The organism is Rhodococcus sp. NPDC055024, assembly GCF_053608585.1.
Genome location: NZ_JBSGVT010000007.1, coordinates 203,907 through 230,743 on the forward strand (window position 1 = coordinate 203,907; position 26,837 = coordinate 230,743).

Sequence of the window (26,837 nt, forward strand, 5' to 3'; positions counted from 1 at the left end):
CGAGCGGGTGTCACGCGTGGCTGATCTGGTCCCAGCCCTCGACGGACTCAGGCGTGCGGGGCTCCGGGCCGGTGTAGATGGCGGCCGGGCGTACCAGTTTACCGAGACGCTTCTGCTCGAGGATGTGTGCACACCAGCCGGCGGTGCGACCACAGGTGAACATGGCGGGCATCATGTGCGCGGGAACCTCGGCGAAGTCGAGGATGACTGCAGCCCAGAACTCGACGTTGGTCTCGATCGCGCGATCGGGACGACGCTCACGCAGTTCCGTCAGTGCTGCCTGCTCGAGAGCTGCGGCAGCCTCGTAGCGGGGAGCGTTGAGACGCTTCGCAGTAGCGCGGAGCACGCGTGCACGGGGATCTTCGGCGCGGTAGACGCGGTGTCCGAAGCCCATGAGCTTTTCTTTGCGGTCGAGGATTCCCTTGACCAGTGCGCGGGCGTCGCCGGTCTTCTCGGTCTCTTCGATCATCGGAAGAACGCGGGCCGGAGCGCCGCCGTGCAGCGGGCCGGACATCGCGCCGATGGCGCCGGAGAGCGAGGCCGCGACGTCGGCGCCGGTGGAGGCGATGACGCGGGCCGTGAACGTCGAGGCGTTCATGCCGTGCTCGGCTGCGGAGACCCAGTACGCGTCGATTGCCTCGACGTGTGCCGGATCGGGCTCACCCTTCCAGCGCACCATGAAGCGCTCGGTGACCGTCTTGGCCTCGTCGATGCGGCTCTGCGGGACTGCGGGCTGGTAGATGCCGCGAGCGGACTGCGCGACGTAGGACAGTGCCATGACGGATGCGCGGGCGAGCTGGTCGCGGGCGGTCTCGTCATCGATGTCGAGGAGCGGCTGGTAGCCCCAGATGGGAGCCAGCATCGCAAGTCCGGCCTGGACGTCGACACGGACGTCGCCGGTGTGAATGGGGAGGGGGAACGGCTCGGCCGGCGGCAGGCCGGGGCCGAAGCGGCCGTCGACGAGAAGGGCCCATACGTTGCCGAAGGTAACCCTCTGGCCGACCAGGTCTTCGATGTCGACTCCGCGGTAGCGCAGTGCGCCGCCGTCTTTGTCGGGTTCTGCGATATCGCTGGTGAAGGCGACGACGCCTTCGAGTCCGCTCACAAAATCGTCCGGTATTGCTGCGCTCGCTGCCATTCTCGTGGACTCTCCTCGTTCGAGTGCGCCAGGTCTACAGTCGCACTGCCTCAGCTTCAGTGACTGCGCCTCGGTGCTCGCAGGGATGAGCACGCACCGTGTTTAGTACTGCGCAATCTTCTCGTCCCGATTCGGTTGCTGTCGCTGGTGCGGCTCGCGGTCCGGGTCGGGTCTAGCCACGGCAAACTTTAGCGCGTGCCGCGTAGCCGTTGGCCAGTGAGTACCCGGGAGTAGCGTTCTCGGCTGTGTCGAATGAACGTCAGGACCCGCAGGCGGTGGACAACGAACTCGCGGCCATGCGTGTGGGCTATCCGCAAGCAGGCAGCGAATCGGAGTCCGTCGAGGACCGCATGAGTGCGGAATTGGATACCTCGGTCGTCGAGACCGGTTGGCTGCCCCTCATGCGTCAATGGCTCGTGGATGCCGTCGAAGCGGACGCACCGGAACCGAACGCCATGACTCTGTCGACGGTGGACGACCGTGGACACCCGGCCTCGCGCACCGTGCTCTGCAAGGGCCTCAGTGAAGACGGCGTGCTCTTCTTCACCAACTACGGATCCGACAAGGCTCGTCAACTCGACGCCCATCCGTACGCGTCGGCCAACTTCACGTGGCTGACTCTTGCCAGGCAGGTGATCGTTCGCGGCGCCGCCGAGCGGGTGAGTGCTCAACTGACGCAAGAGTATTGGCGAACCAGGCCTCGCGGTTCACAGCTCGGTGCGTGGGCGTCGTCGCAGTCTCGTCCGATCGGCTCGCGTGCCGATCTCGACGAGCAACTGCGTGAGGTCGCGGCCCGATTCGGCGTGGACGGAGAGATTCCGGTGCCACCGAACTGGGGCGGGATTCTGATCCGGCCGGAGTCTGTCGAGTTCTGGCAAGGACGAGCAAACCGCATGCACAATCGAGTTCGCACGAGCCTGGTCGACGGACAGTGGTCCGCCGTCCGACTCCAGCCGTGAGCCGGCTACTTGCGGACACGACTCCGCTCGAGAATCGCGACTATCGACGGCTGTGGACGGCCGGCATCGTCACCGTTATCGGTGCTCAGCTCAGTGTGGTCGCCGTACCGCAGCAGGTGTACGAGATCACCCGAAGCTCGGCCTACGTCGGTCTGACGGGAATCTTCGGCTTGGTACCGCTGATCGTTTTCGGTCTGTGGGGCGGGGCACTCGCCGACGTCATGGATCGACGCCGGCTGTTGATGATCACCTCGATCGGACTCGGTGTCACGTCGGTGCTGTTCTGGATCCAGGCTGCCTTGAACGTGAACAACGTGTGGTTGGTGCTCGGCTTGTTCTCGATTCAACAGGGGTTCTTCGCGGTCAACCAGCCGACGCGGGCGGCGATCATTCCTCGCCTGATTCCGGGCAGGCAGTTACCTGCCGCGAACTCGCTGAACATGACTGTCGTGCAGTTCGGTGCGATAGCCGGCCCGCTCCTGGCCGGCGTTCTCATTCCGTCGGCAGGTCTGCAACTGCTGTACCTGCTCGACTCGATCTTTCTGCTCGCCACGTTGTGGGCGGTATGGAAGCTCCCGGCGATTCCGCCGACCGGCACGTCTCGGCGGGCCGGATTGAGCGAGGTCCTGGGCGGGTTCACGTATCTGGCGACGCAGAAGGTTCTGCTCGCCTCGTTCGTGGTGGACATCATCGCGATGGTGTTCGGGATGTCGCGTGCACTGTTCCCGGAGATCGCACACGAATCCTTCGGTGACCCTGCCAGCGGTGGTTTTGCGCTCGGACTGCTGTTCGCGGCGATGTCGGTGGGAGCCGTTCTGGGCGGAGTCTTCTCGGGTTGGCTGCCTCGGGTGCAATACCAGGGGCGCGCCGTGCTGGTCTGCATCGTGCTGTGGGGACTGTCCATGGTCGGCTTCGGCGTTGCCGTGTACTTCGCGAGTCCCGGCTCCAGCGTGATTCTGCTCTGGGTCGCGGTGGCGTTCCTGGCGTTCGGCGGCGCCGTCGACATGGTCTCGGCCGCATTCCGCAGCACGATGCTCCAGCAAGTGGCAACCGACGACATGCGTGGAAGATTGCAGGGCGTCTTCATCGTGGTCGTGGCAGGTGGTCCGCGCATCGGTGACGTACTGCACGGCGGTGCGGCCTTCCTGTTCGGAACCGGTGTCGCGGCGGCCGGCGGCGGCTTCCTGGTGATTGTCGGCGTTGTCCTTTCTGCTCTCGCATTTCCGGCGTTCGTTCGTTACAAGGTGGGACGCGCCGCCTGACGTCCTGGTTAACCGGTCGCTCGTGGTGGAAACTGGTACGTATGACTGCGCCGCACAGCACGGGTAGGGGAGGGTTCGAGATCCGTGGTGGCGGTTACCGTGCCGAGATCGCGGCGGCCGGTGCCGGATTGCGGCTTCTCGATCACGAGGGTCCCAACGGTCGGCGTGCGCTGACCGAAACCTGGGCCCTCGGATCGAAGCCACCGCTCTCTGCCGGATTGGTTCTCGCACCGTGGCCCAACCGGATTCGGGACGGGCACTTCATGTTCGACGGAATCGAGCATCAACTCGAGATCACCGAACCGGCACTGGGGAACGCAAGCCACGGGTTTGTCAGGCGTCGGAATTGGACCCTCGTCGACCACACCTACGAGCGCGTCGAGCTGTCGGTGGACGTCGGACTGCACAAGGGTTGGCCGTATCCGTTGCAGCTGACGGTCGCCTATGCAGTCGGTGCCGACGGGTTGACCGTGACTCACACGGCCACGAACAAGGGTGCGACGTCGTCGCCGTTCGGGCTCGGAATGCATACCTTCATCCGCGCCGGCGATTTTCCTCTCGACGAATGTGCTCTGCATCTGGCGGCCGGCACGCGGCTGCCGATCGATCCGGCGAGGATGCTGCCGAATGCGTATTCGCAGGCCGTCGCCGGTACGGATTACGACTTCCGGACGCCGAGACCGCTCGCCGGGGTTCAATTGGACACTCCGTACAGCGCATTGGACGTCGTCGACGGGAGTGGTCGCACGCAACACGAGCTTCTGGCTCCAGACGGAACGGGCACTGCCCTGTGGACCAACCGCGAGTTCCCGTGGATTCAGGCATTTATCGCAGATCCTGCCAATGACAAGGGATATCCCGACCGTGGACGCGCATTGGCATTGGAACCGATGACCTGCCCGCCTGACGCCTTCAACTCGGGCATCGATCTCCTGGTCCTTCAGCCGAGCCAGACGTGGACGGGTAGCTGGGGTATCAAGGCTCTGTGATCCGGCTCTCATACCGTGGGATCGTGTAACGCCGACTGGATATCAGTCGATGACCATCGGTTTTCAGTACGCGTTGCCAGTGGTCCGGAAGGTCCGTCGTTCGTCCACGTCGTGTGCCGCTGTCGAGATGTGCAGATCAGTGTGGGTGAACGCACGATTCCGTAGACTGGAGTATCGGTCACGCGAGCGAGAAAATACAGCCTGTAACGTGTTTCAGTTTCGGTGGGTATGTCGGGTTCGTGAGTACCCGAAAAATAGCCGTGGGGCGACCCTCCTTCGGCACGATCTCGCCCGTGCGACTAGTTTCTAGTTGATCGCATGTAGTTACTCGTTGGTTCGAGCTTGAGAGGGATCCTTCGTGCCCGCTGACAATGACACAAAGCCCACGCTTACTTACCCCGGTGGTGAGTACACGATGTCCATTGCCAGGGCAACTGAGGGCAATGACGGCATCGAGCTGGGAAAGCTGCTGGCCACAACGGGGTACACCACCCTTGACCCCGGTTTTGTGAACACTGCATCCACCAGTTCTGCAATCACCTATATCGACGGCGAGAAGGGAATCCTGCGTTACCGCGGATATCCCATCGAGCAGTTGGCAGGTAAGTCGACGTTCATCGAGGTCAGCTACCTGCTGATCTACGGCGAACTGCCGACCGACGCCCAGCTCGAGTCCTTCACGGACCGCATTCGTCGACACACCCTGCTCCACGAGGACCTCAAGCGGTTCTTCGACGGTTTCCCGCGCAACGCCCACCCGATGCCGGTTCTCTCGTCCGCAGTGAATGCACTGTCGGCGTACTACCAGGATTCGCTCGATCCCGAGGATCCGGAGCAGGTGGAACTGTCCACCATCCGTCTTCTCGCGAAGCTGCCGACCATCGCTGCGTACGCGTACAAGAAGTCCGTCGGACAGCCGTTCCTGTACCCGGACAACTCGTTGAACCTGGTCGAGAACTTCATGCGTATGACGTTCGGCTTCCCCGCCGAGCCGTACCAGGGTGATCCCGAGGTCGCCAAGGCACTCGACATGCTGCTGATCCTGCACGCCGACCACGAGCAGAACTGCTCCACGTCGACCGTGCGTATGGTCGGCTCGTCGGACGCCAACCTGTTCACCTCCGTCTCTGCCGGCATCAACGCACTGTGGGGCCCGCTGCACGGCGGCGCGAACCAGGCAGTGCTCGAGATGCTCGACGAGATCAAGGCCAGCGGCAGCACTGCAGCCGAGTTCGTCCGCAAGGTCAAGAACAAGGAAGACGGCGTGAAGCTCATGGGCTTCGGGCACCGCGTCTACCGCAACTACGACCCGCGCGCTGCGCTGGTCCGCGAAACCGCGCACACCATCCTCGCCAAGCTCGGTGGCGACGACGAACTGCTCAACATCGCAATGCAACTCGAAGAGGCCGCCCTCACGGACGATTACTTCATCGAGCGCAAGCTCTACCCGAACGTCGACTTCTACACCGGCCTCATCTACCGCGCGATGGGCTTCCCGCCGCGCATGTTCACGGTGCTGTTCGCCATGGGCCGTCTGCCCGGTTGGATTGCGCACTGGCGTGAAATGCACGAGGATCCGGCTACGAAGATCGGCCGCCCGCGCCAGATCTACACCGGCTACACCGAGCGTGACTACAGAGACATCACGTCCCGCTGACGCGTGACCTAGCGATATCACCACCCGCTAGTCTTCTGTACCCCAATATTTCGCCTCAACGAGGAGGACCCATGAGTAGCAAGCCCGTAATCGAGTTCCAGGAAGGCCCCGCGCCGACCGATCTGGTCATCAAGGACCTGGTCGTCGGAGAAGGCGCCGAAGCAGTTCCCGGTGGCACCGTCGACGTTCACTACGTCGGTGTCGAGTTCGAGTCCGGCGAAGAGTTCGACTCTTCCTGGAGCCGTGGCGAGTCCATTCAGTTCCCGCTTCGTGGCCTGATCAAGGGCTGGCAGGACGGCATCCCGGGCATGAAGGTCGGCGGACGTCGTCAGCTCACCATTCCGCCGGAGCTGGCATACGGCCCCGCCGGTGCAGGGCATCAGCTTTCCGGCAAGACCTTGGTCTTCGTGATCGATCTGCTGGACGCCAAGTAATTTTTACTGTGCGCCTTTATTAACCCCCCGCGGTTAATAAAGGCGCACAGCACGAGGGCCCCGCACCGTCAGGTGTGGGGCTTTCTTGTGCGGTCAGCGTGCTGTCTTTCGCCGGTAGAGCCAGTTCGACGATACAAATCCCACGGCGGCGATGCCCAGGCACCAGGCGAGCGCGATGACGGCGCTGTTTCCGATCGGGGTGCCCATCAAGAGTCCACGCACCGTCTCGATGATGGGAGTCACCGGCTGGTGGCGAGCGAACCCCTGCAGCCACGACGGCATGGTCTCGGCCGGGACGAAGGCAGTGCTGACGTAGGGCAGGAACATGATGGCGAAGGTGAAACCACTTGCCGCCTCGGGGTTCCGGGCCAGGAGCCCCAGTGCCGTCGACAGGTACGACATCGCGAACACGAAGGCGACGATCACCGCGGCGACGCCGAGCCACCGTAGGGGATCACTGGTCGGACGAAACCCCATGATCAGCGCGACGAGAACCACGATCGCCGTCGTCAGAACATTGCGGACGACGCTGGCGAGCACATGCCCGGTCAGGACCGATGACGGTGAGATCGCGAGCGTCCGGAAACGGTCGATGATCCCGTCCTTCATGTCACTCGAGACGCTGACGGCGGTGGTCGAGGCGCCGAAACCGGCGCACAGAAGGATGATTCCGGGCACGACGTAGTCGATGTACTCGGTACCGGTGTTGATGGCGCCACCGAAGACGTAGACGAACAGCAGCATGAGCATGACCGGCAGCGCTATCGCGGTGATCATCGAATCAGGGCTACGCAGAACGTGTTTGAGATTCCGGCGAAGCATCACCGCGGAATCGACTGCAATGGTGGACGTCATCGAACTCTCGCAATCTCGGGTTGGCCGGATCCGGTGAGCGCGAAGAACACGTCGTCCAGATCCGGGGTGTGAACGGAGAACTTCTCGACGGTGATCGACGGGTCGTCGATAGAGTCGAGGATGGCTTTGATCGACGGAACGGCTCCGTCGGAAGGGATGTGCAGGGTCAATGTCTCGGCATTCGAATGTGCCTGCGGCAGTGACGCCGCGGCGAGATCGAGTTGGGCCAGGTTCTCGAATTGCAGCGCGACGTGGCCGCCGGGAACAAGACGCTTGAGTTCGTCCGGTGTTCCCTCGGCGACCAGACGGCCGCCACTGAGCACGCCGACGGTGTCGGCCAATTCGTCTGCCTCGTCGAGGTATTGGGTGGTGAGGAAGATCGTGACACCCGACGCTGTGAGGCCACGAACTATCGACCACATTTCGTGGCGGCTTCTCGGGTCCAAGCCGGTGGTGGGTTCGTCGAGGAAGACGACGTCCGGCTTCGCGACCAGGCTCATTGCGATGTCGAGTCGCCTGAGCATGCCGCCCGAGTAGTCGCCCGCTCGTTTGTCGCCGAAGTCCGTCAGGTCGAACTGGTCGAGCAGTTCGTCGGCACGTTTTCGAGAGTTCTTCCGGCCCAGGTGATTCAGCTCGCCCAGGAGAGTCAGGTTCTCGGAACCGGTCAACAGAGTGTCGACGGCAGCATATTGCCCGGTGACGCTGATACGTCGGCGAATGTTCTGGGGATCGTCGGGGAGTGAGTGGCCCGCCACGGTGACCTCGCCGGCGTCGAAAGGAATGAGGGTGGTGAGAATTCTTACCGCTGTGGTCTTTCCGGCGCCGTTCGCGCCGAGGAGGGCGTACACCGATCCGGCTGGTACCGACAGATCGAGTCCGTCCAGAACCTGTTGATCGCCGTAGCGCTTGCGGAGTCCGCGGACCGAGATTGCGGGGATCGTTCCTGGCATCGAAACCTCCGAGGTAACTGTGTATGGCATAAACTCGTGTTTATAGCGTACACAGTTCTAGGATGATGGCAAGAGCGAAGAGTGGGAGCTGTATGGATGGCGGCGCGCTACCGAGGACGGTCGAACTGGCCTGGGGACTGGATCAGCCCGGAACGCGGGGTCCCAAGAAGGGGCTCAGTCTCGAGCACATCCTCGACACCGCGATCGAGTTGGCCGACGCCGAAGGTGTTACGGCACTGTCGATGGGCCGGGTGGCCAAAGCGCTCGGGTTCACGACGATGTCGCTTTATCGCTACGTGGCAAGCAAAGACGAACTGATCGAACTGATTTCGGATCGAGTGATCGGGCCGCCGCCGATAATTCCCGACGACGTGACCTGGCGCGTCAAGCTCGAGGCGTGGGCGAACAAGGAGTACGCCACGATGCTGAGTCGGCCCTGGTGGCTCAAGCTGCCCATCACCGCTCCGCCGACCGGACCGAACAACATGGCGTGGCTCGACGCGGGGCTGAGCGCACTCGACGGCGTCGCTCTGAGTGCCGCATCGAAGTTCCAGGTGGTGACCAACGTGTCGTTGTTCGTGATCGGCCGTGCCCGCTTCTCGGCTGACCTGGCTTCGCGGTCGGCGCAGTCGGCTGACGACGACGTGGCTTACGGCGCCCTCATCGCGCGAGTCATCAACCGCGAGGACTTTCCCTACCTCAGTGCTGCAATCGAGGAGGGAGGCTTCGAGGACGGCAGTCCGGAGGGCGAGGCAGCCGGCGATGATGCGTTCGATTTCAGTTTCTCGCTTGGCCTTCTGCTCGACGGAATCGAGAAGTTGGTGCAGCGGTCAGGACACCAGCGCGGTGGCACTGACGTCGTCGATGATCAGGTCGGTGATCAGCCCGCCCCGTAGTGCTCCCTCCAAGGCGGGCAGTTTTGCTGTTCCGGCGACGATGCACACGCGTCTGGCGACCTTCTCGAAAAGGTCGAGCCGCGGTCCACTCGCGCGCTCGTTGAGTTCTATGCCGCGATAGCTCCCGTCGGACCGGAAGAACACGGTTGCGATGTCCCCGACCACTCCGTCGCGTCGAAGTGCTTCTGCTTCATCGGGTTCGAGGTATCCGGCGGTGTAGACGTGACTGGGCACGTTCCCACCCGGGACACCGATGCTGAAGACTGCCAGGTCCATTCGTTTCTGCATGTCCAGCACTCGCTTGATGCTGCGTTCGCGCCACAACTGTTCCCGGGTTTCCGGGTAGTCGAAGAATGCAGGTACCGGAAATCCTTGTGGCAGAGCGCCGTAGGCGTCAGCGATGGTTCTGATGATGTCGCTGGCGTAGGAGATTCCCGTGGTGCGGGTATTGGCAGCACCGTTGAGTTGCACGACGTAAGAGTTGTACGTGCGCTTGGGGGCGAGGTGCTTGCTGACTTCGCTGAGAGTGGTTCCCCAGGCGATTCCCATCACCATGTCGCTGTCGAAGAACGAGGCCAACAGGCGTCCCGCGAAAGTGGCGACCTTCTCGAGTCGCTCGAGATCCCCCACCAGTTCCGGCACGGTCACTACGTGTGCGCGTACTCCGTACCGTTCCGAGAACTCGCGTTCGATGCGAGGCGCCTGGCCGTGCGGCGTGCTGATCTTGATCTCGACGAGTCCCGAAGTGCGTGCGTAGGTGATCAGCCTGGAGACGGTGGATCTGGAGACTCCCATGTCGCGCCCGATGGCAGCCATCGTCTGATCTTGGAAGTAGTAGAGGCGAGCGGCCTGAACAGCGTCGGCGATACGCGGGTCCGCCGGGTCGGAGGTTGGAGAGTCGGAAGTGGGAGTTTCCATGGTTTCGTCCTGTCTGCACGTACGTGCAAGAGCACTGAACCGAATCTTATCCGAGTAGGACCAGGCTGAAGCGTTCGATCACGCAAAGTCCCTGAAGTGTGTCTGTTACCCACGTTACGGTGCGTAAATGGGCAATTTGCACATATGTGCACGAGCTATGCGTGAATGTGCAAAGGGTCTTACGCTACGAGTGAAGCAGACCAAACTATGACATGCATCACAACGAAGTGAGGGTGGGGATGGAGAAAGCCAAGCGATTGGGGCTTCCAGGCGAGTTGGCAGCCGAGTTTGCAGGAACGATGATCTTGATCTTGTTCGGCGTCGGGGTGGTGGCGCAGGTGGTGTCCGGCGGGAGCGCAGGGGGTCTCGGTGGACACGACAGCATTGCGTGGGCCTGGGGACTCGGCGTGATGTTCGGAATCTATGTCGCAGGCCGGGCGACGGGTGCTCATCTGAACCCCGCGGTCACGTTCGCCTTCGCGATCTTCCGGGACTTCTCCTGGCGCAAGGTGCTGCCGTACACGCTGGCGCAGACTGCGGGAGCTTTCGTCGCGGCGTTGATCGTTCGATGGAACTACAACGACATGCTCAACGCCATCGATCCCGGACACACCACGGCCACTCAGACGATCTTCTCGACGATGCCCGGAAACGGAACGCTCCCGGTCAGTCTCGGCTCGGCGCTGATCGATCAGATCATCGGTACGGCGATCCTGCTTTTCCTCATCGTTGCCGTGACGGATTCCCGCGGCACTCCGCCGCTCGCGAATCTGGCGCCCTTCGTCGTCGGATTGATCGTGGTGGGAATCGGATTCGCCTGGGCTACCAACGCGGGTTACGCCATCAATCCGGCCCGTGACTTCGGCCCGCGACTGGCGTCGTACCTCACCGGTTACGGCAGTGCTTGGCGGGATCAGTACGGAAGCTTGTATTTCTGGGTGCCCATCGTGGGGCCGCTGATCGGCGCTCCGATCGGGGTGTTCCTCTACGACAAGCTGGTTGGACGATTCCTGCCTGACGAAACGGTGGAGAAGGCGGCCGAGGAGCCGGCCACAATTCCGGCGTGACGGCGAATCATCATCTCTGACAGTAAATCTTTCGCACTTTCTTCGACACCAAAGGGGTAGCACGATGGCGCAGTTCGTAGCCGCGATAGACCAGGGAACCACCTCCACTCGTTGCATGATCTTCGATCACAGTGGGCACGTGGTTGCCGTCGAACAGCATGAGCACTCGCAGATCTTCCCGCAGGCGGGTTGGGTCGAGCACGATCCGATCGAGATCTGGGACAACGTCCGCAACGTCACGGCGGGCGCCCTGGCCAATGCAGACTTGACCGCAGCCGACATCGCATCCGTCGGAATCACCAATCAGCGTGAGACGGCCGTGGTCTGGGAACGAGCAACCGGAAAGCCCGTCTACAACGCGATCGTCTGGCAGGACACACGCACTGATCGGATCTGCACGGCGCTCGCAGGCGAAGACGGCCCCAAGAAGTACACCGAAGTCACCGGACTGCCGTTGGCAACGTACTTCTCGGGCCCCAAGGTCAAGTGGATTCTCGACAACGTCGAGGGCGCTCGCGACAAGGCCGAAGCCGGCGAGTTGTGCTTCGGCACGATGGACACCTGGGTGTTGTGGAACATGACCGGCGGCGTCCAAGGCGGAGTGCATGCCACCGATCCGACCAACGCCTCGCGCACCCTGCTGATGGATCTCGACACTCTCGCTTGGGATTCGGCAATCTGTGCCGACATGGGAATTCCGGAGTCCATGCTTCCCGAGATCCGCAGCTCGTCCGAGGTCTTCGGATTCGTCCGTGAACGTGGCACCCTGTCCGGCGTGCCGATCGCCGGAATCCTCGGTGATCAGCAGGCTGCGACCTTCGGCCAGGCCTGCCTCTCGCCCGGAGAAGCGAAGAACACCTACGGAACCGGCAATTTCGTGCTCCTCAACACCGGCACCGAAAAGGTGATGAGCAAGAACGGATTGCTGACGACGGTCTGTTACAAGATCGGCGAGCAGCCCACTGTCTATGCGCTGGAAGGATCGATCGCCGTGACGGGTTCGCTGGTGCAGTGGCTTCGGGACAACCTCGGCATGATCGACAATGCGGCCGACATCGAGGTGAACGCTCGCTCTGTGGAGGACAACGGCGGCGCGTACTTCGTGCCCGCGTTCTCGGGTCTGTTTGCACCGCATTGGCGCGCGGATGCACGCGGCGCGATCGTCGGTCTGACCCGGTTCGTGAACAAGGGGCACCTTGCCCGGGCGGTGCTCGAAGCGACTGCGTACCAGAGCCGTGAGGTGATCGAGGCGATGAACCTCGACTCGGGTGTCGACTTGAAGGTGCTCAAGGTCGACGGAGGAATGGTCGCGAACGAACTCCTCATGCAATTCCAGGCCGATCTGCTCGACGTCGAGGTGATCCGCCCGGTCGTGGCAGAGACCACGGCTTTGGGCGCTGCATACGCCGCTGGTCTCGCCGTCGGGTACTGGGAGAGCGAGGACGACATTCGCAGCAACTGGGCGAAGGACAAGAGTTGGACGCCGTCGATGGATTCGGCGGAGCGGGACCGGCTGTACGCAGGCTGGCAGAAGGCCGTCACTCGGACACTCGACTGGGTCGACGCAGACTGATCGCGGCGCCCGCATTTCTACCTATTTTCAAGTGAAGGAACAGTTTTCATGAGCACAGCACAAGCATTGAGTCCGTCCTCGCGGGCGGAGTCGCTGAAGAAGTTGGAAGAAACCGAACTCGACGTCCTGGTCATCGGCGGTGGCGTGGTCGGTGCGGGTAGCGCGCTGGACGCCGCGACTCGTGGTCTGAAGGTGGGCTTGGTGGAGGCACGCGACTTCGCGTCCGGAACCTCGAGCCGGTCCAGCAAGTTGTTCCACGGCGGACTGCGTTACCTCGAGCAGTTCAATTTTGCGCTCGTGTTCGAGGCGCTGCGTGAGCGGTCGCTGGTTCTGAACTCGCTGTGCCCGCATCTCGCGAAGCCGGTGCCGTTCATCTACCCGCTCGAGAAGCTGATCGACCGGCCGTACGTCGGTCTGGGCATCGGCGTCTACGACGTGATGGGCGCAGGCCGCGGGGTTCCTTCACACCACAAGCATGTGGGCAAGAAGAAGACTCTCGAATCGTTCCCTTCCGGAAAGCGTTCTGCTATCCGGGGTTCGGTCAAGTTCTACGAGGGTCAGGTAGATGATGCCCGCCACACGATGATGCTGGCGCGCACGGCGGCCGAGTACGGCGCTCTGTGCGTCAACAGCACTCGCGTCGTCGGTTTTCTCCGTGAGGAGGACCGCGTGGTCGGTGTGAAGGCGGTGGATCTGGAAACGGGTCGCGCCTTCGAGATCCGTGCTCGCCAGGTCATCAACGCGGCCGGCGTGTGGACCGACGAGATTCAGGAAATGGTCGGTGGGCGAGGACAATTCCAGGTTCGTGCCTCCAAGGGCGTGCATCTGGTTGTCCCGCGCAACCGGATCAACTCCTCGACCGGGATCATCACGCGGACCGAGAAGAGCCTGCTGTTCGTGATCCCGTGGGGAAGCCACTGGATCATCGGTACGACGGACACCGATTGGAACCTCGACCTCGCGCATCCGGCAGCCAGCCGAAGCGATATCGACTACATCCTCGGACATGTCAACAAGCTCCTTCAGGACGAGTTGACGCACGAGGACGTCGTCGGTGTGTACGCGGGGTTGCGTCCGTTGCTGTTCGGTGAATCGGACTCGACCAGCACTCTCTCGCGTGAGCACGCGGTGTCGAGTCCGGTCCGAGGTTTGACGGTGGTCGCCGGCGGCAAGTACACGACCTACCGCGTGATGGCCAAGGACGCAGTCGATTCCGCGGTGCACGGACTCGAACAGAAGGTGCCGAAGTCCTGCACCGAGCGTATCCAACTGGTGGGTGCCGACGGCTACTTCGCCGCGCACAACAATCGGCATCTCACCGCTGAGCGCACGGGACTCCACGTTTCGACCATCGAGCACCTACTGGGTCGGTACGGCACTCTGGCCGACGAGTTGTTCGAACTCGTCGAGGCGAGGCCTGAACTGGGGCAACCGTTGGACTCCGCCCCCGAGTACCTCAAGGCAGAGATCCATTACGCTGCGAGCCATGAGGGTGCGCAGCATCTCGACGACATCTTGACCCGTCGTACTCGCATCTCCATCGAGGTTACCGATCGCGGAGATGCGGCAGCTGCCGAAGTGGCAGAACTGGTTGCACCGGTGCTCGGTTGGACTCCCGAGCACATTGCCGAGGAGATCGAGCACTACCGGTTGCGCGTTGCAGCCGAGCGGGAATCTCAGGAGCAGCCCGATGACCTGACGGCTGATGCGGCGCGCCTCGGTGCACCGGACGTTCGCACCGGAGTTACTGTCGGACAGGTTTGAGCCTGAACTACCAATGATCGGCCGGGGCACTGTGTCCCGGCCGATCGACCGAACTGCACCGGTGTCAATCGAACTCGTCCGACGAGCATTCGGGGAGGTCGACCGTCACCACCGCGCCCCCGTTCGGATGGTTCGCGAAGTCGATATCAGCGCCGATGACCGCCGCTTGCCCCACTACGATCGTCAAGCCGAGGCCCAGGCCCGAGTTCGGGCCGCGTTCGACGCAATCAGTCTGAAATCTCCTCGGCCCCTGACGAAGCCACTCTTCAGTGAACCCACTGCCTCGATCCCGCACGGTGATGCGGGAGTGGTCGACGTCGACATTGATCGGCGACTTTCCGTGATTGCGAGCATTCAAGATCAGGTTGGCGATGATCCGTTCGAGTCTGCGTGCATCGGTGTACGACGCGGGGGCGCCGTGAGCACTCACTACACACTCGACCCCGGTGGTGGAAATCGCGTGACGCACCACCGGTGCCAGTTCCACCGATTGGATGTCTGCCTGCTCGGAGGTGGTGTCGAGGCGGGCCACTTCGATGACGTCCTCGGCGAGTCTCCTGAGTTTATGTACGCCGTCGCGCACCAATTCGGTTGGCCTGCCGGGCGGTAGAAGCTCCGCGGCGCCGACCAGTCCGGAGATGGGCGTCCGGAGATCGTGCGCGATGTTGGCTGTCACACGCTTTTCGGCGTCGAGCTGACCCCGTAGCGCATCGGACATCGCGTCGACTGCATCCGCCAGTTCGGTGATCTCGTCGTCGAAGAGTGACCAGGTGACCGAGCGGACGCGGATGTCCGCTCCGGTAGACACTTTGCGTGCCGCACGGGCGGCCGAGCGCAAACGATACGACATCGCGAGCCCAAGCAGCACACCCAGGACGGCACCCGCTGCGATCACAGCGACGGTGGCATTGCGCAGTGTCCGATCGACGCTGGCGATCGATTCCCGCTGCGCGGTGTACGGGACGCGAATCGCCACCACCTGAGTGTTCACGTCGGCAGCTGCCCAGACGAATGGTTGGTCGCCACTGTCGACGAGGTAGGTGGCGCGTTTGCCGCCGGCGACGGCCTCGCGTAACTCTTCCGGAACGTCCAGGCCATCCGTGGTGGCGCGGAACAATGCACGCATGCTGCCTGTTTCGTCCTGCAGCACCAGTTGGAGATTGCGATCGGCTGCAGCCCGCGCTGCATCCTCCTGGTTGTGTGAAAAGGTTTGATGCATCACGGTACTGAGCGTGATCGAGGCGACGGCAATCACGAACGTGATGGCCGCCGCGATCTTCCACTGAAACGACAACCGCCTCCCGGTGGACGGGAGCATGGCGGCGAGATCCCGCGATCTCACCGATGGTTGTCCATCGTGTAGCCGAACCCCCGGACGGTTCGGATCTGTTCGGAGCCGATCTTCGTGCGCAATCGCTGGACGTGAACGTCGACGATGCGGGTATCGCCGCCCCAGTCGTAATCCCAGACGTCCGAGAGCAGTTCGGAGCGCGACCAGACTTTGCGCGGCACGCTCACCATGATCAGGAGCAGCTTCATTTCAGTGGGGGTGAGTGCCACTTCGGCGCCCGAACGCGTGACGGTCACCAACTCGCGATCGATCTCCAGATCGCCGAGAGTCACGATGTCTTTCTCCGTACCGGAATGGGATTCGACCCGCCGGAGCACACTTCGGATACGGGCCACCAGGACACCGCTGTCGAAGGGCTTGGTGACGTAGTCGTCGGCACCGGCTTCCAATCCGAGAACTATGTCGACCGGGTCGTCGCGCGCGGACAGCATGATGACCGGCACCGACAGTTCCTCACGAATGCGTCGGCACAGGCTGATTCCGTTCAGGTCGGGAAGCATCACGTCGAGGACGGCGATATCGGGCTTGGCGTCGACCGCCAAATCCATTCCGGTCAACCCACCCGATGCGGTGATCACCCGAAACCCGTTGCGTTCGAGATTCAATTGCGTTGCTTCGCGGATGACAGCGTCGTCTTCGACCAGCAAAATCAACGGATCGGTCATCGGCCTTCGCTTTCATGGGAACGGAACACTCTCAAACCCTTCACCGGTCCACTTGTATGCAGTCGACGATTGACAGAACTCCGGAATGCCGGGGTCTTTGCACAGGTCGACCATGACCGACAATCCTCCGGTTGAGCCGACGACGTAGCGTCCTGGGTCTTGCACTCCGAAGACTTTGTGAGCGCCCGATTCGTCGATCTGGTAGACGAATCCGGCGACCATGAAGCTGACCGGTGGGGCCGGTCGTCCCCAGATGCCGACAGACTCGCAGGTGAAGACATTGACGACGGCATCTTGCCAAACGGCGTCCGTCACGTGGGAGTAGCGGATTTCGAAGGGGAAGTTCGCATCACCGCACAGTCGGAGACTGTCCTTGACCGCATCGGACACTTCCGGGTCTGCTCTGAGGAGGGCAACAGGATCGATGCTCAAGCCCTGTGAGAGATCCGAGGGGTCGAGTGATGCTGCGATATTCGGAGTGGGTTCTGATTCAGGCTCGGTGGAACAGGAGGCGAGAGCAAACGCGACCGGCAGGCAGAGCACGGCGAGCAGCGCGCGACGACGGCGATCAATCACGGATGAACTCCGTTCCATCCCAGTGGAACTCGGTCCGAAGCGGTGGACGGGGGCAACATTCGAACTCCGGTGGCCGCGGATCCGTCTCCAGGACAGACAAACTCGCGGCGCGTTGACCGCTGACGATGAACTTTCCTCGCTCTTCGACGGAGAACAGGCGCTCACCTAGTTCGGGATTGTCTTCACTCGAACCGGCCTTGCCGCTGCGGTAGACGTAGCCGGCGAGGTTGACCGAAATCGATACTCCGGTCCCGGGTTGGTGGGCCGGTTGGCACGGATACACGTTCATGACGATCAGTTCGGTCTCCGGCACGATACGAGGTGCGCCTGGATCGAGAAGGATGGATCCGACAGAGATCGGATACCAGTCCGGGCACGATCGGAGTTCGGTCTTCACACCCTCCGACACCCCGGGGTCGTCGAGAAGCGCCCGCCCCAACCTCGAATTCTCGGCAACCCGTCTGGCCAGGTCGGCGGGCTGTGTGACGGACAATCCGGTGGAAGCGACATCGCCTTCGATCACAACACCCTGGGTGGACCCGCATCCGGTGATCACGGACGCTCCGAGGGCCGCTGTCGCGAGTGCCGTACCGAACAGCCTGCGAGTGCGGCCTGTTCGGCCCTCACAGATCTCATTCCGATACAACACTTTCCCCTCCCCGGCCGGTGCGAACTGTCTCATCGGCATGCGCACTTTTCATAGGATCACACGTGATCTCGATATCGGCGTTTCACCACCCACCGTTACGTAATCGTATGAATGTCGGGACCGTCGAGAGTTGGTACGCGACCGCCGGAATTCTGTTACGAAACCGATGGAATCGGGCTTCTAGAGTGAGTCACGTCGGTGTTCACCGCTTGGGCGGAACGAGCTGATCCGCGTATCGAGGAGTGTGAGAGCAAATGCCTGAAGTATTGCTGACCAACAAGACTCGGCGTCCGCGAGTGCTGCTTGCCGTACTGACGATCGGAGTGGTGTGCGCGATGGCCGGGTGTTCGAGTGACGACACCAGCGCGCCAGGACTCGAATCGACGACTACGTCGGTGGTCGCGGCGTCGACGACCGCACCGCCGCCGACCCCAGCGACCACGTCGGAGACAGTCGAAAGCTCGAACTCGGTGGGCGGCGGTGCGGACACATCCACTCCCGGAGCCCCGGCGGGCGATGCAGCGCCGGCCTGGACCCCGGTCTCGACCAGCGCGGTTGCCCCTGCGGGCCCTGGTCCGTCTACCGAGTCGACCAGGTGCACCGATCAGATCAACTATGCGGGTGATCCTCGTTCGAATGCGGAGATCAACAGCATCGGAGAGCGGATGGGTTCGTGTCCGGCGCCGCTCCCACCCGATGCCGTCGAGCCCTCGGAGAAGTGCACCGACCAGATCAACTACGGCGCTGACCCTCGTTCCAACGCCGAGATCAACATCATCGGGGAACAAACCGGGATCTGCCCCGAGCCAATACGCCCCTGACAAGTTCAAAACCTGAGCAGTAGTCGGGAATTCGACCAAGGGCCGAACCAGGGGGAGATCGCAATGACAAGCAGGGCAGGTGGACGTTCGATCGACAGTGTTGCCGACGATGCGTGCCGAGGGGATCGTGACGCGATTGCAGAACTCCTTCAACGCATCGTGCCTCTGGTGACGCGGCGCTGTCGTGTCGAACTGCGACCGCTCGACGCTGACCGTATTGCCGTCGGTATCTGCAGATCCGTCCTGTCCGACATCCGGCGACGAAGACGCGCCGGAGAAGCGTTCCTCGCGCACCTGTACGACGCGATCAGTCGCGAAATCGATTCGCTACCAGCATCGAGTCGACTCACTCTGCCTTTCGGTGATCTGTCGGCCGTCGAACGCAATGTTTTGGTAGCTCGCATCGTTGTCGGTTTCGACGTGCGCGAGACGGCGCTGTCACTGAGAACAACAACGAGCGCCGTCGAACTCGTCCAACACCGCGCGCTGTCCAAGATCAGACGCGGCAGCCTGAGCGGCGCCTAATCAACGCTCGAAAGTCAACAGCTGCAACCCTTCGCAACTCCCGGCAACCGTACGCAACTCTTTCTCTTCCTCCGTGACCTACACGACACTGCATGGCGACGAGTGATCGAGAACGAGGAGTGTGACGGTGGTTCAACGGACGGCGCAGAAGCCGACAACGCCAGGATCGAAAAAGACCGGGGCCAAGCCTCATTCAGGGTTGGGCCGGGAAGCATTGCTGAAGGCGTACGAGAAGATGTCACGTATCCGTGCCTTCGAGGATCGCTTGCACGAGGAGAATGCAACCGGCGACATCCCCGGCTTCATTCACCTCTACTCGGGCCAGGAAGCCATCGCCGTCGGAGTGTGCGAGAACCTCAGCGACGCCGACTACATCGGATCCACACACCGCGGTCACGGGCACTGCATTGCCAAGGGCTGTGACCTCAACGGAATGATGGCGGAGATCTTCGGCAAGGACGACGGCCTGTGTCGCGGCAAGGGTGGTTCGATGCACATCGCCGACCTGTCCGTGGGAATGCTCGGCGCCAACGCGATTGTCGGCGGCGCACCGTCGTTGGCGATCGGTGCGGCACTGAGTGGTAAGACGCTCGGAAACGGTGTCATCGCAGCCTCGTTCACGGGTGACGGTGGATCTAACCAGGGAACCGTCTTCGAGGCGATGAACATGGCTGTGGTGCTGGATCTTCCGATCGTCTTCGTGATCGAGAACAACGGATTCGGGGAGGCCACCGGAACCGACTACGCCGTCGGTGCACCCGACATCGCCGCGCGCGCCGCATCCTTCGGCATGCCTGCCGTCAAGGTGGACGGCACCGACTTCTTCGCGGTCTACGACGCAATGGCAGAAGCATCCGAGCGTGCCAGGACGGGCGGTGGCCCCACCACGATCGAGGCGGCGGCATTCCGCTGGCACGGCCACTTCGAGGGCGACGCGCAGCTCTACCGCACGGCGGAACAGGTTGCGCAACTGCGGGAAACCAAAGATCCGCTCAAGAACTTCCGTAGCAGTGTCGACGCGAAGAAGGTCAGCTTCGCTGATCTGGACGCGGTAGACGAGCAGTCGCGGGTGTTGGTGGACGAGGCGGTAGCGAAGGCGCGCGCCGCGGCGTATCCACCCGTCGAGAATCTGCTGACCGATGTCTACGTGTCGTACTGAGGAGCCCGAGATGACAAGCGTGGAAACCAAGAACGTGTCGAAGAAGACTTACCGCGAGGCCGTCAAAGAGGCCATCGCCCAAGAGATGCAACGAGATCCGAGCGTCGTCCTCATCGGTGAGGACGTACGCGGCGGGCATGCCGGTACCAATCCCGATCTGGAGACGAAGAAGATCGAGGCGTTCGGCGGTGTCCTCGGTGTCACCAAGGGCCTGTGGACGGAGTTCGGATCGGAGCGTGTGATCGACACCCCGATCACCGAATCCGCGATCATCGGAATGGCTGCCGGAGCCGCACTGACCGGACTTCGGCCGGTCGCCGAGTTGATGTTCATGGACTTCTTCGGAGTTTCCTACGACGCGCTCTACAACCAGGCTGCCAAGTTCCGCTACATGTTCGGTGGCAAGGCCAGAACTCCGCTGGTGGTGCGAGGCATGATCGGCGCAGGATTCTCCGCCGCTGCACAGCATTCTCAGTCCCCGTACAACGTGTTCGCGGCGGTGCCTGGTCTGAAGGTCGTCGCTCCGTCCAATGCCTACGATGCCAAAGGCCTTCTCATCCAGGCTATCCGGGACGACGACCCCGTCGTCTTCTGTGAGCACAAGGTTCTCTACGACCTCAAGGGCGAAGTGCCGGACGAGCCCTACGCGATTCCGTTCGGCGTCGCCAACTACACCAGGCAGGGCGACGACGTCACGATCATTGCTTTGTCCGCGATGGTGAACCGCGCCAACGACGTAGCGGACAAGCTGGCAGCAGAGGGTATTTCGGTGGAGGTCGTCGATCCTCGTACCGTCTCCCCATTGGACGAGGATGGCATCCTCGAATCCGTCGCGTCGACCGGAAGGGTTGTGATCGTCGACGAATCCGCCGCCCGCTGCGGCTTCGGGCACGACGTGGCCGCGTTGATCGCCACCAAGGGTTTCAACTACCTGAAAGCGCCGATCGAACTGATCACGCCGCCGCACACGCCGGTTCCGTTCTCACCGACCCTCGAAACTGCCTGGCTGCCTGACGCGGCGCGGATCGAAGAGTCGGTTCGCAAGCTGGTGAGAGCCTGATCATGGCGGATATCAAAGCTATCGACATCCCCAAGTGGGGGCTCTCCATGGAGGAGGGGTTGGTCAACGCCTGGCTCATCGGGGAAGGCGAGTCGTTCACCAAGGGCCAATTGATCTGTGAGATCGAGACCAGCAAGATCACCAACGAGCTGGAGGCGCCGTTCGACGGTGTTCTCCGCAAGATCGTCGGCACACCTGGGCAGACTCTGCCCGTCGGTGCCGTGATCGGTGTGTCCGCCGACGCGTCCACGACGGATGAGGAGATCGAGCAGTTCCTCGCCGCCCGCGGCGCAACCGCGCCGCCGGAAGAGCCGTCACCGTCACCAGCTGCCGCGCCGGCGGCTCCCGCGACACCCCTGCCGACGCCGGCTGCGAAGGTGGTTGTTGCGCCGAAACCTGCACCAACCGGCTCCACCGTCGTACCGAGCGTTCTGCAGGGCACGACTCAGAGTGACGTGTTTGCCAGTCCTCGCGCACTCCGACGTGCCGAAGCACTCGGAATCGATCTCGCCGCCGTGGTGGGTACGGGCCCACTCGGACGGATCAGTGTCCGAGACATCGACGACGCGATTCGTGACGCCGGTGGCACTGTTGCGCCGGTAGTGCCGGCCACGAGATCCGGACTTCCGCTGCGATCGACTGTCGATGACAGCGCCGTACCGGCCACCCCGGTCGCACGCAGAACTGCGCAATCGCTGGGTGTCAATTTGCACGACTGTCGTCCGACGGGCTCGAGGGGGCGCGTCTGCGTCGCCGACGTGCACGACGCCGCCCGTTCCGCGCAGCTCCTACCTGATGCGGCGGCGAAGACGGGAACCGTTGCCGTCGAACCCGATTACGACACAGTTCCTTTCACACCCATGCGATCGGCAATCGCCGGTAGGTTGCAGGCGTCCAAGCAGCAGGCTCCCCATTTCCGGCTCTCGGCGGATCTCGAGCTCGATGCGCTCCTCGCTCTGCGCAAGGAGATCAATTCGACCGTCCCGGCGGTCAAGTTGTCGGTCAACGACTTCATCGTGAAAGCCTGCGCCGCCGCGCTGATGAAGGTGCCGGACGTGAACGTCCAGTTCGATGCTGCGAACGAATCGGTTCTTCGATTCGCGTCGGCGGATGTCTCGGTGGCAGTGGCACTTCCGACCGGGCTGATCACGCCCATCGTGCGCAGTGCGAACACCAAGTCGTTGGCGGACATCTCCGGTGAGGTGCTCTCGTTGGCCACCAAGGCGAAGACCGGCAAACTCCGTCCCGAAGAATTCCAGGGTGGAACCTTCACGGTGTCCAACCTCGGTATGTTCGGGATCAAGGCCTTCGACGCGATCATCAATCCGCCCCAGGGTGCGATCCTCGCCGTTGGTGCGGGGGAGAAGCGGGCCGTGGTGGTCGGCGACACCGTCTCGGTTCGGACACTGATGACCGTGACCCTCTCGTGCGATCACAGGGTGATCGACGGAGCGTTGGGTGCGACCTTCCTTCGCGAACTCCAGCGCTTTGTTGCTTCTCCCGCGCTGATGTTGGTGTAAGGGGCTGTGGTGGAAAGCAATACGTCTCAAAAGTACGACGTTCTTGTCATCGGCGGCGGCCCGGGTGGGTACGTTGCGGCGATCCGGGCTGCCCAGTTGGGGTTGAGCGTTGCGCTGGTCGAACGTGATCGCCTCGGTGGTATCTGCCTCAACTGGGGCTGTATCCCCACCAAGGCAATGCTTCACGGCGCTGACGTCGCGCATACCTTGAGCGAACTCGACACATACGGATTCAGTTCGGCGTCTGTTGAATTCGACATCTCGAAGTTGGTGGCGTTCAGCCGTGGCGTTTCGGAGCGGTTGTCCGGCGGTGTTGCCTATCTGATGAAGAAGAACGCCGTCGACGTCATCTCCGGCACTGCGAAGTTGGTGGACAAGGGCGTCGTATCCGTGGAAGGTCGGACGTATCGAGCCGACCACGTCATCATTGCAACCGGCGCCCGGCCGCGCTCGATACCCGGTGTCGTTCCGGACGGCGACCGGGTGTGGACTTACTTCGACGCACTCGTCCCGAAGGAACTGCCGAAGTCGCTGCTCGTGATCGGGTCCGGTGCGATCGGAGTCGAATTCGCCAGCCTGTACCGCGATCTCGGAACCGAGGTGACCATCGTGGAGATGGCACCGCACATCATGCCGGTCGAGGACGAGGAGATCTCCGGCTTCGTTCGCAAGCAGTTCGAGAAGCGGGGCATCACGATTCACACCGGAGCCTCGGTGTCGGCGGTAACCGTCGGCGCCGACGCCGTCGAGGTGAATGTGCAGACGAGCAACGGTGTCCACGCGTTGACCGTGGACCGGGTTTTGGTGGCGGCCGGAATTACCGGCAACGTCGAGGATCTCGGGTTGGAAGCCGTGGGTGTCGAGATCGAGCGCGGTGCGATCGTCACCGACGAGTGGTGCCGCACCAGTGCTTTCGGGATCTACGCCATCGGCGACGTCGCGGGCGCTCCGTGTCTGGCGCACAAGGCAAGTCACGAAGCCGTCCTGTGCGTCGAAAAGCTTGCCGGCGTGCCCGATGTTCACCCGCTCGATCGTGACTACGTTCCTGGTTGCACGTATGCCCGCCCTCAGGTAGCGAGTCTCGGTCTGACGGAGAAGCAATGCGCCGACTCTGGTCGCACGTTGCGCGTCGGGCACTTCGACCTGCAGGCGAACGGCAAGGCATTGGCGATCGGTGAGGCCGAAGGCTTCGTCAAGACGATCTTCGACGCCGATACCGGGGAACTGCTCGGCGCACACATGGTCGGTCCGGATGTGACCGAGCAGATTCAGGGGTTCGGAATCGCCAGATCCCTCGAAGCCACCGGCGAGGATCTCGCCGAGGTCGTGTTTGCTCATCCGACGCTCTCGGAGGCAATGCACGAGTCGGTGCTCTCGGCGCTGGGGAGACCCCTCAACGCGTGAGCACAGTCCGCGTGCGTGAACGCCGTCCTACGTTCACGCACGCGGACAACTCTGCAACCGGGTGCAACGCTCGCTTTCGGTGACCCCGTCGCATAGGACTGGAGTGTGATCGGCGCAACGAATCGACTCGAACCGGCCTTGGGTAGTGGTGAAGACCCGGCGCAGTACGCACGTGTTCTCGAATCCGTGTACGAAGCAACGATGTCGGGGCGCAAGCCGCCTGCGCGTCCGCGCTCCGTCATCGCGAATTCGTGGTCGCGTCTGCGTGCGCTCGGAGTTGATCCGGAGCGGTGCTCGATCACCAAGACGGGCCGCGAATCCGAGATCGAAGAGGGCCGACGCGCCGCCGGCATGACGGAGATCTTCGACGAGGCGGTGCACGGTCTGGCGCCACTCGTCGGCCCAGGCGACGCGAATCTGATCGTGGTGGCCGACCGCCACGGACGCATCCTCTGGCGACACGGGCCCAGTCGAATGCTGGATCGGGCCGAACGGCTCGGGATGATCGAGGGTGCGTCGTGGACCGAGGAAGCTGTCGGTACCAACGGGATCGGCACGTCCTTGGCATCAGGTTCGGCAGTGCAGGTGTTCTCGGCCGAGCACTACTCACGCTCGCAGCATCCGTGGACCTGCTCCGGAGCGACGGTTCGGGATCCGCGTAGTCGCCGGGCCATCGCCGTCGTCAACGTCGCCGGCGCAGCAGACACGGTCCACCCTTCGACCCTCGCACTGGTGGACAGTGTGGCCAGGCTGGCGGAATCCGCACTGCGGGAGAAGCATCGAATCGGATTGGATCAGCTCCGGATGATCTCGGCGTCGACACTGGCTCGCGCGAGTCAGCCGACAGTGGTCGTGGACCGTGGTGGCTGGGTCGCGGCCGTGGATTCGATGGCGCCGATCTACCGCATTGCTCTGCCGAAAGTGATGAGCAGCGGCGAGCATTGGCTCCCGTCGCTCGGATTATGTATGTGCGAGCCGCTTCCGGGTGGTTGGCTCATCCGTCCTCAGGTGAACCCGGCGTCCGGAACTGTCTGTGCCGAAGTCGAATTGGACCTACGAGATCCCAATGCGATGGAACTGCGGTACTCCTCGGCCATGGGGAGCTGGAGTATCGACCTCAGCCCGCGCCATTCGCAGATCCTCGTGGCTCTGACCCAGGCGCCCGAGGGTCTCACGGCCTCGCAGCTCGCCTCACAGCTGTTCGGTGATCCGCGCAAGACGGTGACCGTCCGGGCCGAGATATCGAGGTTGCGTAAACGATTGGCCGGAATCCTCTTGGCGCAGCCTTATCGCTACGACCCGGCGGTGCGGGTAAAAACCCTCCCTGCTGTGCGCCTTTATTAACCGCGGGGGGTTAATAAAGGCGCACAGCAGAGCGGCGCGAACGCCTCACCTGCGCGTACTCGTAGCCGTTCTGCCAGGTCACGGTGGCCACCAGCACCCAGATGATCCACGTAGCGCTCATATGCGTGCCGACGATGCCCATGATGATGGGGATTGCAGTGCAGGGGAGTGCCCAGCCGAGCAACCACCGTCGGTCCGTTCGCGCAAACAATCCGGCGACGGTGCTGATGCCGAAATAGACTGCGATGCTTCCGCACAACAACCACCGCAGATTCGCGGGCGTGTGTTCCGCGCCGTGTTCGGTGGCCGCCCCGAGGCCCGCGACCAGAACTGCGATCGCCCCGGTGGTGAAACAGTGCAGGGCCATGTCGATGCGAGCGGGAAACTTCTCGGCCTGCAGGTGCGGAACACCGGCGTGGCCGTAGAGAAGCGAGAGCGCCCACATGCCCGAGAGCAGGACAAACGATCCGACGGCGAGGCTGACCACAGTCGAGTCCCAGGTGAGCTTCGAGGCCGCGGAGATCACGAGAATCACGCCTTCGCCCAGCACGATGATGACGTACAGGCCCAAGCGCTCGGCAAGGTGGGCCCGATCGGAGTGCAGGGCTTCGAGTTCGGGCATTCGGTCGTCCTTGAACCCGCGGACCTTGATGATGCGGTCGAGCTTTTCCTGCGCGTCTTCCATGATCGCGCTGCCGGAGACGACGAACATGATCAATAGGTCGATGGTGACACCGGCAGTCCAGAGCCAGAAGCGGGTGTCACCCTCGAACCAGAACGAGACGATCCACGGAATCACACCAAGTGACATCTGGGCGATCGGCCAGTCGACGACGATCTGACCGTTGTGCCACACGCGACTAGCCAGCAGACGTACGGCTACGTAGGCGACAGCGAAGGCCAGCGCATGGTTGTCGTGGATGCCGGCCACTGCCGCCATCATGACGGCCAGCCCGAACATGGCGATCAGCATGCTCGGAATTCGGACGCGGTCGCCGGCAACGTTGCCGTACATCGTGAACGTCGCCCACGCGGTCCAGAACGCGAGGTAGAGCAAGGCGTAGAGCCCGACATCCGACCAGGACGGTGAACCGTGGAGCAGGTGAGCGAGCTGACCGATGCCGGCAACCACGACGAGGTCGAAGAACAATTCGATCCATGAGGCGTGCCGCTCCAGAACTGCCTTCTGCTTCTCGTCTGGTTCTTTTCCGAGTTCCGACATAGGGGTCAGTATCCGGTATCGACGTCAACAGTGCAGGTAGGGGCGGAACCTGTCCGTTTCGCGAGCGCAGTGCCTATGC

25 protein-coding genes are annotated in these 26,837 nt (G+C 62.6%); 16 read left to right on the plus strand and 9 right to left on the minus strand.

Features of this window, described 5'->3' with window-relative positions:
* Positions 1–10: 10 nt before the first annotated feature.
* Positions 11–1,138 (minus strand): citrate synthase 2, encoded by a 1,128-nt coding sequence (locus tag ACWF6P_RS16920; RefSeq protein WP_230814514.1) that lies wholly within the window; start codon positions 1,136–1,138, stop codon positions 11–13.
* Positions 1,139–1,383: 245 nt separating this feature from the next.
* On the opposite strand from ACWF6P_RS16920, the gene pdxH reads away from it, so the two are divergent.
* The 5 genes from pdxH (at position 1,384) to ACWF6P_RS16945 (ending at position 6,439) form a co-directional block, all read left to right on the plus strand.
* Positions 1,384–2,097 carry a pyridoxamine 5'-phosphate oxidase gene (gene pdxH / locus ACWF6P_RS16925; protein WP_378446248.1) on the plus strand — a complete coding sequence of 238 codons (714 nt, stop codon included), beginning with the start codon at positions 1,384–1,386 and terminating at the stop codon, positions 2,095–2,097.
* Positions 2,094–3,359 carry an MFS transporter gene (locus ACWF6P_RS16930; RefSeq protein WP_452621766.1) on the plus strand — a complete coding sequence of 422 codons (1,266 nt, stop codon included), beginning with the start codon at positions 2,094–2,096 and terminating at the stop codon, positions 3,357–3,359. The genes pdxH and ACWF6P_RS16930 overlap by 4 nt, the downstream gene beginning before the upstream one ends.
* 41 nt (positions 3,360–3,400) lie before the next feature.
* The gene (locus ACWF6P_RS16935) at positions 3,401–4,348 is read left to right on the plus strand and encodes an aldose 1-epimerase family protein (protein ID WP_452621767.1); all 948 of its coding nucleotides are present in this window, start codon (positions 3,401–3,403) and stop codon (positions 4,346–4,348) included.
* 358 nt (positions 4,349–4,706) lie between these two features.
* Positions 4,707–6,005 carry a citrate synthase gene (locus tag ACWF6P_RS16940; RefSeq protein WP_003940509.1) on the plus strand — a complete coding sequence of 433 codons (1,299 nt, stop codon included), beginning with the start codon at positions 4,707–4,709 and terminating at the stop codon, positions 6,003–6,005.
* 71 nt (positions 6,006–6,076) lie between these two features.
* Positions 6,077–6,439, plus strand: coding sequence for an FKBP-type peptidyl-prolyl cis-trans isomerase (locus ACWF6P_RS16945; protein ID WP_003940440.1), 363 nt, complete (start codon positions 6,077–6,079; stop codon positions 6,437–6,439).
* Between the two features lie 93 nt (positions 6,440–6,532).
* Here the strand turns inward: ACWF6P_RS16945 and ACWF6P_RS16950 are convergent, their stop codons facing one another.
* The gene (locus ACWF6P_RS16950) at positions 6,533–7,294 is read right to left on the minus strand and encodes an ABC transporter permease (protein ID WP_452621768.1); all 762 of its coding nucleotides are present in this window, start codon (positions 7,292–7,294) and stop codon (positions 6,533–6,535) included.
* Positions 7,291–8,244, minus strand: a complete 954-nt coding sequence (locus ACWF6P_RS16955) for an ATP-binding cassette domain-containing protein (RefSeq protein WP_452621769.1) — start codon at positions 8,242–8,244, stop codon at positions 7,291–7,293. The genes ACWF6P_RS16950 and ACWF6P_RS16955 overlap by 4 nt, the downstream gene beginning before the upstream one ends.
* A 92-nt stretch (positions 8,245–8,336) precedes the next feature.
* On the opposite strand from ACWF6P_RS16955, the gene ACWF6P_RS16960 reads away from it, so the two are divergent.
* Entirely contained in the window at positions 8,337–9,140 is an 804-nt protein-coding gene (locus tag ACWF6P_RS16960; protein ID WP_452621830.1) for a TetR/AcrR family transcriptional regulator, read from the plus strand.
* On the opposite strand, the gene ACWF6P_RS16965 is transcribed toward ACWF6P_RS16960, so the two are convergent.
* The gene (locus ACWF6P_RS16965) at positions 9,075–10,058 is read right to left on the minus strand and encodes a sugar-binding transcriptional regulator (RefSeq protein ID WP_317828753.1); all 984 of its coding nucleotides are present in this window, start codon (positions 10,056–10,058) and stop codon (positions 9,075–9,077) included. The two genes, ACWF6P_RS16960 and ACWF6P_RS16965, sit on opposite strands and share 66 nt — an antisense overlap.
* A 239-nt stretch (positions 10,059–10,297) precedes the next feature.
* Here ACWF6P_RS16965 and ACWF6P_RS16970 point away from each other — a divergent pair, with 239 nt between their 5' ends.
* The 3 genes from ACWF6P_RS16970 to ACWF6P_RS16980 all read left to right on the plus strand — a co-directional run bounded on the left by ACWF6P_RS16970 (position 10,298) and on the right by ACWF6P_RS16980 (position 14,462).
* Positions 10,298–11,125, plus strand: coding sequence for an MIP/aquaporin family protein (locus tag ACWF6P_RS16970; RefSeq protein ID WP_452621831.1), 828 nt, complete (start codon positions 10,298–10,300; stop codon positions 11,123–11,125).
* A gap of 64 nt (positions 11,126–11,189) precedes the next feature.
* The gene (gene glpK / locus ACWF6P_RS16975) at positions 11,190–12,698 is read left to right on the plus strand and encodes a glycerol kinase GlpK (protein WP_230814506.1); all 1,509 of its coding nucleotides are present in this window, start codon (positions 11,190–11,192) and stop codon (positions 12,696–12,698) included.
* A gap of 48 nt (positions 12,699–12,746) precedes the next feature.
* A complete protein-coding gene (locus tag ACWF6P_RS16980) occupies positions 12,747–14,462 on the plus strand; it encodes a glycerol-3-phosphate dehydrogenase/oxidase (protein WP_347874482.1) in 1,716 nt (571 codons plus the stop codon).
* A gap of 64 nt (positions 14,463–14,526) precedes the next feature.
* Here the strand turns inward: ACWF6P_RS16980 and ACWF6P_RS16985 are convergent, their stop codons facing one another.
* The 4 genes from ACWF6P_RS16985 to ACWF6P_RS17000 are packed head-to-tail and all read right to left on the minus strand — an operon-like array spanning position 14,527 to position 17,703.
* A complete protein-coding gene (locus ACWF6P_RS16985; protein WP_452621770.1) occupies positions 14,527–15,804 on the minus strand; it encodes a sensor histidine kinase in 1,278 nt (425 codons plus the stop codon).
* Positions 15,801–16,478: a response regulator transcription factor gene (locus tag ACWF6P_RS16990; RefSeq protein WP_172932971.1), complete on the minus strand. Its 678-nt coding sequence runs from the start codon at positions 16,476–16,478 to the stop codon at positions 15,801–15,803. Before ACWF6P_RS16990 ends, ACWF6P_RS16985 begins: the two co-directional genes overlap by 4 nt.
* A 12-nt stretch (positions 16,479–16,490) precedes the next feature.
* Entirely contained in the window at positions 16,491–17,054 is a 564-nt protein-coding gene (locus tag ACWF6P_RS16995) for a hypothetical protein (RefSeq protein WP_378532315.1), read from the minus strand.
* Positions 17,047–17,703, minus strand: a complete 657-nt coding sequence (locus ACWF6P_RS17000) for a hypothetical protein (RefSeq protein WP_378543235.1) — start codon at positions 17,701–17,703, stop codon at positions 17,047–17,049. Before ACWF6P_RS17000 ends, ACWF6P_RS16995 begins: the two co-directional genes overlap by 8 nt.
* Positions 17,704–17,957: 254 nt before the next feature.
* Here ACWF6P_RS17000 and ACWF6P_RS17005 point away from each other — a divergent pair, with 254 nt between their 5' ends.
* From ACWF6P_RS17005 to ACWF6P_RS17035, 7 genes are all read left to right on the plus strand, one after another.
* Positions 17,958–18,524 carry a hypothetical protein gene (locus ACWF6P_RS17005; RefSeq protein WP_378532319.1) on the plus strand — a complete coding sequence of 189 codons (567 nt, stop codon included), beginning with the start codon at positions 17,958–17,960 and terminating at the stop codon, positions 18,522–18,524.
* A 63-nt stretch (positions 18,525–18,587) separates the two neighbouring features.
* Entirely contained in the window at positions 18,588–19,049 is a 462-nt protein-coding gene (locus ACWF6P_RS17010; RefSeq protein WP_452621771.1) for an RNA polymerase subunit sigma, read from the plus strand.
* A gap of 235 nt (positions 19,050–19,284) precedes the next feature.
* On the plus strand, positions 19,285–20,208 hold the full coding sequence (locus ACWF6P_RS17015) for a thiamine pyrophosphate-dependent dehydrogenase E1 component subunit alpha (protein WP_378446540.1): 924 nt from the start codon (positions 19,285–19,287) through the stop codon (positions 20,206–20,208).
* Between the two features lie 10 nt (positions 20,209–20,218).
* Positions 20,219–21,268, plus strand: coding sequence for an alpha-ketoacid dehydrogenase subunit beta (locus ACWF6P_RS17020; RefSeq protein WP_378543239.1), 1,050 nt, complete (start codon positions 20,219–20,221; stop codon positions 21,266–21,268).
* Between the two features lie 2 nt (positions 21,269–21,270).
* A complete protein-coding gene (locus ACWF6P_RS17025) occupies positions 21,271–22,788 on the plus strand; it encodes a 2-oxo acid dehydrogenase subunit E2 (protein ID WP_452621772.1) in 1,518 nt (505 codons plus the stop codon).
* A gap of 6 nt (positions 22,789–22,794) precedes the next feature.
* Positions 22,795–24,192, plus strand: a complete 1,398-nt coding sequence (gene lpdA / locus ACWF6P_RS17030; protein WP_452621773.1) for a dihydrolipoyl dehydrogenase — start codon at positions 22,795–22,797, stop codon at positions 24,190–24,192.
* A 105-nt stretch (positions 24,193–24,297) separates the two neighbouring features.
* Positions 24,298–25,536 carry a GAF domain-containing protein gene (locus tag ACWF6P_RS17035; protein WP_452621774.1) on the plus strand — a complete coding sequence of 413 codons (1,239 nt, stop codon included), beginning with the start codon at positions 24,298–24,300 and terminating at the stop codon, positions 25,534–25,536.
* Between the two features lie 10 nt (positions 25,537–25,546).
* Here the strand turns inward: ACWF6P_RS17035 and ACWF6P_RS17040 are convergent, their stop codons facing one another.
* On the minus strand, positions 25,547–26,758 hold the full coding sequence (locus tag ACWF6P_RS17040) for a low temperature requirement protein A (RefSeq protein WP_378543247.1): 1,212 nt from the start codon (positions 26,756–26,758) through the stop codon (positions 25,547–25,549).
* Between the last annotated feature and the right edge of the window lie 79 nt (positions 26,759–26,837).